Raw genomic sequence first — 6,049 nt, 5'->3', positions numbered from 1 at the left:
CTTTAAAGATTGCTCAAAAGATCGACCAAGCACTTCCTCAAGATGAAGTCCCCGAAGAAACACGCGACCGTGAAGGGTTTTATTTATTGCATGATATTTCTGGAACGATTGCAAAAGCTGAGATGACCTATATTATTCGCGATCATGATCGTATAAAATTTACGGAACGTAAACAAAATTTGTATGAAATCATCAAAAAACTAAATCAAGAATTTAATTATGAGCGAATCACTTTGACACTTGAAGATCAGTACTACAATATGCGTGAAATTATCGATCAACACCCACAAAGTGTAGAGTTAGCACTGGCTGCGATTGAAGCAGTAGGCTTAAAGCCAATCGTTACGCCATTTCGTGGTGGAACAGATGGGTCCAAAATTTCTTACTTGGGGATTCCAACACCGAATATTTTTACTGGTGGCGAAAATTTTCATGGTCAATATGAATTTATTACCAAAGAAGCGATGGAAAAAACTGCGGAAACACTTGTTAAAATCGTTGAATTAGCGGCTAAATAAAGCCGTTGTGACAGATTTCTGTCACAACCTCTAAAAAAATCGAATAAACGGTGTTCCAGAAGTAGCGCCTTCAAAAATAAGCCACATAATTATCGAAATAGATCAATCTATTATCGAAATTATGTGGCTTATTTCTTAGAGCTGCCCACTTTTGTTACAACCTCTTTTATGTATTAAGTTAAATCAGTTAATCGTGCTAGGTACAGTTTGTGTTCTAGTTGATTGTTATGTATGATTTCGACCACTGCAGTATTTGTAAGTACAGTGACGATTTTTACCCGGTATCGTCCTTTTAAGCCAATAATTTTTGTTTGGTAAGTTTCATTTGTCGCGATCGTCAAAAAAATTCCCCCAGTAAATGAATTTGATAAAACGTTTAGTGAATGTACTTTTTTTCACTAAATTGTGATATGAAATAGCAAACAGGCCAGATCAATAAAGGATTATAATGAAATTAAAATGATTATAACACGATATGAAAAGTTTTCAATGCTTTTTCAGAAAATATTTAAATAAAAAATTAGCTATTTTTTTTTTGTGAATTTATAATCAATTTTTTTGTTTGATTGAAGAAATTGCTTTAAATAGAATCTACTAGATATGAAGAAATCCAAAATGATTAAATAAATGATAAAAAAATTCAATAAATACATATGTTATGCATATCATGTCTCATTTCATTCCATTTTTTGTTATACTAGGAGCAACACAAAAAGAGAGGTTGACAATTTTGACAATAAAAGCAATTGTAGTAGATATGGATGGTACTTTTTTAAACGAGGAAAAGACGTATGATCGTGAACGTTTTTTACGCTTAAAAAAGATGATGAATGAACGTGGTATGCATTTTGTAGTTGCATCTGGTAATCAGTATGATCGGTTGATCGAGTATTTTCCAGATTTTGGGGAAAACTTGTTTTATATTGCCGATAATGGTGCCGATATTCGCTACCATGGAGAAACACTTGCCGCTCAGACGCTACCAAAAGAATTGTATCCTGTCCTAATTGCCTACATTAAAACGCATTTTAAACAAGCACATATGATTTTGACTGGAAAAAATGGGGTTTACGCTGCAAAAGACGAGCAAGCTCAATTTTTGGAAATGGCGCATTTTTTCTATCCTAAGATCGATTTGATCGATTTTTCAGAACCGATCGAAGACGATATTTTTAAATTTGGATTGAATTTTCCAGCTGAGATCGTACATGAAGCAGTGGCTGAATTGCAACAGGTATTTGGGGATCGTGTCCAAATCGTAGCTAGTGGTCATGGAGCGATTGATGTTGTTTCCAAAGAAGCTGGAAAAGAAGTTGGCATTCAAAAAATGCTTGAGTTCTTTGATTTAAAACCAGAAGAAATCGCAGTTTTCGGTGATAACTATAATGATATCGGTATGTTCAAACAAACGAAAAATAGTTTCGCACCGTCAAATGCAGTACGTGATATCAAAATATTAGCTAAAGAGATCATCGGTTCTAATGAACAACAAGCCGTATTAGAGAAAATGGAAACCTTGATCAACTTAGTCCCAGCATATGCGTAAAATACCGCTATTGTTTTCTATAAAGAAAGCAATAGCGGTATTTTTTTAAAGGATGTGGGTGATAAAATTTTGTGTAATTGGAAAATCTTTTGGTTGTTCCAATGAAAGAAGTTCTTCTGTGAGCGTTAATTGATAGGTTTCAGATTGTGTGTATGGTCTAAAGAAATAACTTCTTTTTTTCGTGTCATAAAATGCTTTGTATTGCGTGTAGTCAATGCTACCGTCATTTTTGACATTGACACCTTTAGGAATCGTTACGGTCTCTAGTAAAGACAACGTATTTGTCAGTAATGCATCGTATCCTTGATTTGTTTGGATATTTGCACGTAAAAAAGCCATACGGACAAAGCGTTCCGGTCCAGTAAATCCTCCAGGTAAGCCGAATGTACCAGAACCTTGGCCAAATGGATGTGCAGTGAGCTCATTGAATGCACTATTTGAGAAGTTTTGAGTTTGTAAGCCAATATAATTATTTAGATTTTTTAAATGCCATTCCAGTTCAGGGCTATTCGTCATAACGCGAACAGGATTTTCTTTTAAATGTAAGCCACTAGCAGAGCTTTCCAAAACGATCGTGTCCCCAGTTTCATCAGAAACAATAAAATGTAATGGCAATACGACTTGTAATATCGGATTTTTTAAAGCGACTAGCTGGATCTGATCCAGTTTTTGACGTAAGGTGGCAACAGAATCAATCGTACCCAATACCCACATCAAAAATTCATGAGGTGCTAGGTTCGTTTTTTGTGGATCGGGTTGATCAGCGTAAATTGCTTCATTTGGAAAATAAAGCTCCATCACCGTTACACCATGTTCATTGATCCCATCTGCGAGTAAATCCCCCATTTTAGGATTTCCTGTTCCCATAAAGCCATAGGGAAACGAGATCTCATGACCAAGTTGTGTATGAAAAAGATAGTTTCTCGGAAATACAACAGGTCGGCCATCTAGTTCAAAGCCAAAGTCCATTGTACGTGCAACAATCGTTGTATCAGCATCTTGCAAAGTAAAACTTGTACACATGTAGCATTCCTCATTTCTATTCGATTCATTTCACCGTAAGTGTACCACTTTTTTTGAGAAATACCGATCAAAATGTAGTGGGATGTCTTCTAGCAAAATCATAAAAACGGAATTTATCGACGCGATGGCGACTTTCTGTATATTGAAATTGTTGGGCATTGGCTAAAAAAACTCGACTTTGAATCGACACGATATTGACGTCATTATGGTTTAAATCGAGATATAGTCGATCCGTTTCTTGTAAGTGATCGATTCGGATTTCTTTTTCGGCAAATGAAATATTAAGATGCAGTTCTTGTTCAAAGTATTTATAAATCGAATCAGTCGCAATCGATTCATCTAAATGCTTCACATAACGACACGCAATATAATCTTTATCTAAAATTACTTTTTGATGATCGATTTCACGTGTACGTAACAAGACCCAAACCTTTTCACCGATATCAAAACCAGTTGTGAGACTAGTGGCTTCGTTGATCGTATCTTCAGCCAATAACACCACTTTAGTATGACCACTATACCCATAAGAGTTTTGAAGTTCTTTATAGCTAGTTAGTCCAGAAATCGGGAAACGAAGCTGTTCACGTTTTAAAACGATGGAACCTTTCCCTTGGATTTTTTGGATATACCCATTTGCCATCAAACGAGCTAATGCCTTACGCACAGTATCACGAGATACATTGTATTGTTGACTGAGTTGATTCTCACTTGGTAAGTATTCTCCGGGTGCAAATTCTTCTTTTAAAATATGGTTTTCTAAAAGTTGATAGATCATTTCATAGGCTTTCATCATGACGACTCCTAACTTGTACGTATTTCTTCAATACAAGTATAAAATAAATCGAAAAAATCTACAATGAATAAAAAGATTAGAAAAATCTAATAAAAATAATAGAATATATCCTACTTGTGGGATGAATTACCAACAACAATCTGTTGAATAATGGATTTTCTTAAGAAATAGACAGTAAAATGAGAAAAATCTAGTAAATGAGAAAAATAAGCATTGTTTTTATTTTGCAAGCGCTTTACAAATAGTTTTTATTTTCGTATAGTGGACTTAAGATAACTTGTACCTACAAGTGAAAGGAGAACAGATCATGGGAAAATTTGAAAAAGATGCAACAAAGCTACTAGAGTATGTTGGTGGTCGTGACAATGTTTCAGCGATTACACATTGTGCGACGCGGATGCGGTTTGTATTGGTCGATCCTAAAAAAGCAGACGAGAAAAAAATCGAGGATCTTGATTCCGTTCGTGGAATCTTCACCAACGCAGGGCAATTCCAAGTCATCATTGGGAATGAGGTCCCGACGTTTTACCAAGAATTTGTGTCGATTGCTAAATTAGAGGGCGGATCAAAAGATGATGTGAAATCAGCCGCTAAACAAAATCAAAACCCCGTACAACGTGCAGTCACTTTATTAGCTGAGATTTTCACGCCATTATTACCTGCAATTATCGTCGGTGGTTTGATTTTAGGATTCCGTAACATTTTAGACTCCGTTCCGATGGGGTTTTTAAATGATAAAACTATTGCTGAAAGCTCCGTTTTTTGGAACGGTGTGGATAGCTTCTTATGGCTTCCTGGTGAAGCGATCTTCCACTTTTTACCAGTTGGGATCACTTGGAGTATTACGCGTAAGATGAAAGCGACTGAGATTTTGGGAATCGTATTAGGGATTACCTTAGTTTCACCACAGTTATTAAATGCGTATGCGGTAAATGGAACGAGTGCAGCAGATATTGCACAAAACTGGACATGGGACTTTGGATTTTTCACAATGGAAAAAATCGGATACCAAGCACAAGTTATTCCAGCGATGTTAGCCGGTTTCCTATTAGTTTACTTAGAGCGCTTCTTCCGTAAACACATTCCAGAAGCAGTCTCAATGATTTTTGTCCCATTCTTTTCATTGATTCCAACGATTTTAGCAGCTCATTTGATTTTAGGCCCAATCGGTTGGAAAATCGGTTCAGCGATCTCAACCGTTGTAAATGCTGGCTTGACGTCATCATTTAGTTGGTTATTCGGTGGGATTTTTGGAGCCCTCTATGCACCACTCGTAATTACCGGTTTGCACCATACAACACTTGCGATCGATACTCAATTGATTGCTGACTTTAAGTCAACGAATTTATGGCCAATGATCTGTCTATCGAATATCGCTCAAGGGGCTGCCGTATTAGCAGTCGTAGTTGCGCATCGTGGCAATAAAAAAGAAGAACAAGTATCTGTTCCTTCTGTGATTTCTGCCTGGTTAGGGGTTACTGAACCTGCGATGTTTGGGATCAACTTAAAATATGTGTATCCATTTGTGGCAGCGATGATTGGTAGTGGGATCGCAGGAATGTTTGTTACGATCTTCGGCGTACGTGCATTATCAATCGGGGTCGGTGGACTTCCAGGAATCTTAGCGATCAAAGCCAATTACTATGGTGTTTTTGCAATCGCGATGCTGATTGCCATTGCGGTACCATTCTTCTTAACGCTATTCTTTAGAAGAGCAGGCATCTTTAATAAAATCGATCGTGTCGGGGAAGCATTAGATCCAATCGATCCAAGTTTAGAAACACCAGTGACACCAGTTAGTACCGTCAAAGAAACGACTTTATTTTCACCATTAAACGGCCAATTGTTCCCACTTAGTCATTCAGTAGATCCAGTATTTGCACAAGGTGCGATGGGACAAGGGGTTGTGATCGAACCAAGTGAAGGAAAACTCTATGCTCCACTAGATGGGACGATCAGTTTATTGTTCCCAAGTAAACACGCGATTGGCTTAGTTGATGAAATGGGAATCGAATTGTTGATGCATGTAGGATTAGATACCGTACAACTAAATGGCGATCATTTCACGGCACATGTTAAACAAGGCGATGCAGTGAAAAAAGGTCAATTGTTATTAACGTTTGACAAAGCAGCGATCGAACAAGCGGGCTATCAAACACAAACACCGAT

Annotated in this window: 6 protein-coding genes; 3 read left to right on the top strand and 3 right to left on the bottom strand. The window is 37.1% G+C overall.

All coding sequences use genetic code 11. The annotated features are described in order from the left end of the window. Positions 1-518 (top strand): M20/M25/M40 family metallo-hydrolase (locus QZ413_RS05610; RefSeq protein ID WP_297077361.1); only part of this gene is annotated, 518 nt, incomplete at its 5' end. 173 nt (positions 519-691) lie between these two features. On the opposite strand, the gene QZ413_RS05605 is transcribed toward QZ413_RS05610, so the two are convergent. Next, complete coding sequence (locus QZ413_RS05605) at positions 692-859, bottom strand: hypothetical protein (protein ID WP_297077359.1); 168 nt, start codon at positions 857-859, stop codon at positions 692-694. Between the two features lie 389 nt (positions 860-1,248). Here QZ413_RS05605 and QZ413_RS05600 point away from each other — a divergent pair, with 389 nt between their 5' ends. Further along, positions 1,249-2,064, top strand: coding sequence for a Cof-type HAD-IIB family hydrolase (locus tag QZ413_RS05600; protein ID WP_297077356.1), 816 nt, complete (start codon positions 1,249-1,251; stop codon positions 2,062-2,064). A gap of 45 nt (positions 2,065-2,109) precedes the next feature. Here the strand turns inward: QZ413_RS05600 and QZ413_RS05595 are convergent, their stop codons facing one another. Continuing rightward, a complete protein-coding gene (locus QZ413_RS05595; protein WP_297077354.1) occupies positions 2,110-3,087 on the bottom strand; it encodes a choloylglycine hydrolase family protein in 978 nt (325 codons plus the stop codon). A 67-nt stretch (positions 3,088-3,154) separates the two neighbouring features. Then, positions 3,155-3,877: a trehalose operon repressor gene (gene treR, locus QZ413_RS05590; protein ID WP_297077363.1), complete on the bottom strand. Its 723-nt coding sequence runs from the start codon at positions 3,875-3,877 to the stop codon at positions 3,155-3,157. A gap of 310 nt (positions 3,878-4,187) precedes the next feature. Here treR and treP point away from each other — a divergent pair. Further along, a partial coding sequence (gene treP, locus QZ413_RS05585; protein ID WP_297077353.1) for a PTS system trehalose-specific EIIBC component occupies positions 4,188-6,049 on the top strand: 1,862 nt, incomplete at its 3' end.

It is taken from the genome of uncultured Enterococcus sp., from assembly GCF_913775425.1.
Classification (GTDB): domain Bacteria; phylum Bacillota; class Bacilli; order Lactobacillales; family Enterococcaceae; genus Enterococcus_G.
Note: the sequence above shows the minus strand (reverse complement) of the source record. Positions and strands in the feature narration are given on the sequence as shown.

Coding starts and splice junctions, on each gene's coding strand:
- QZ413_RS05595 (WP_297077354.1), bottom strand. CDS start 3,087: ATGTGTACAAGTTTTACTTTGCAAGATGCTGATACAACGATTGTTGCA.
- treR (WP_297077363.1), bottom strand. CDS start 3,877: ATGAAAGCCTATGAAATGATCTATCAACTTTTAGAAAACCATATTTTA.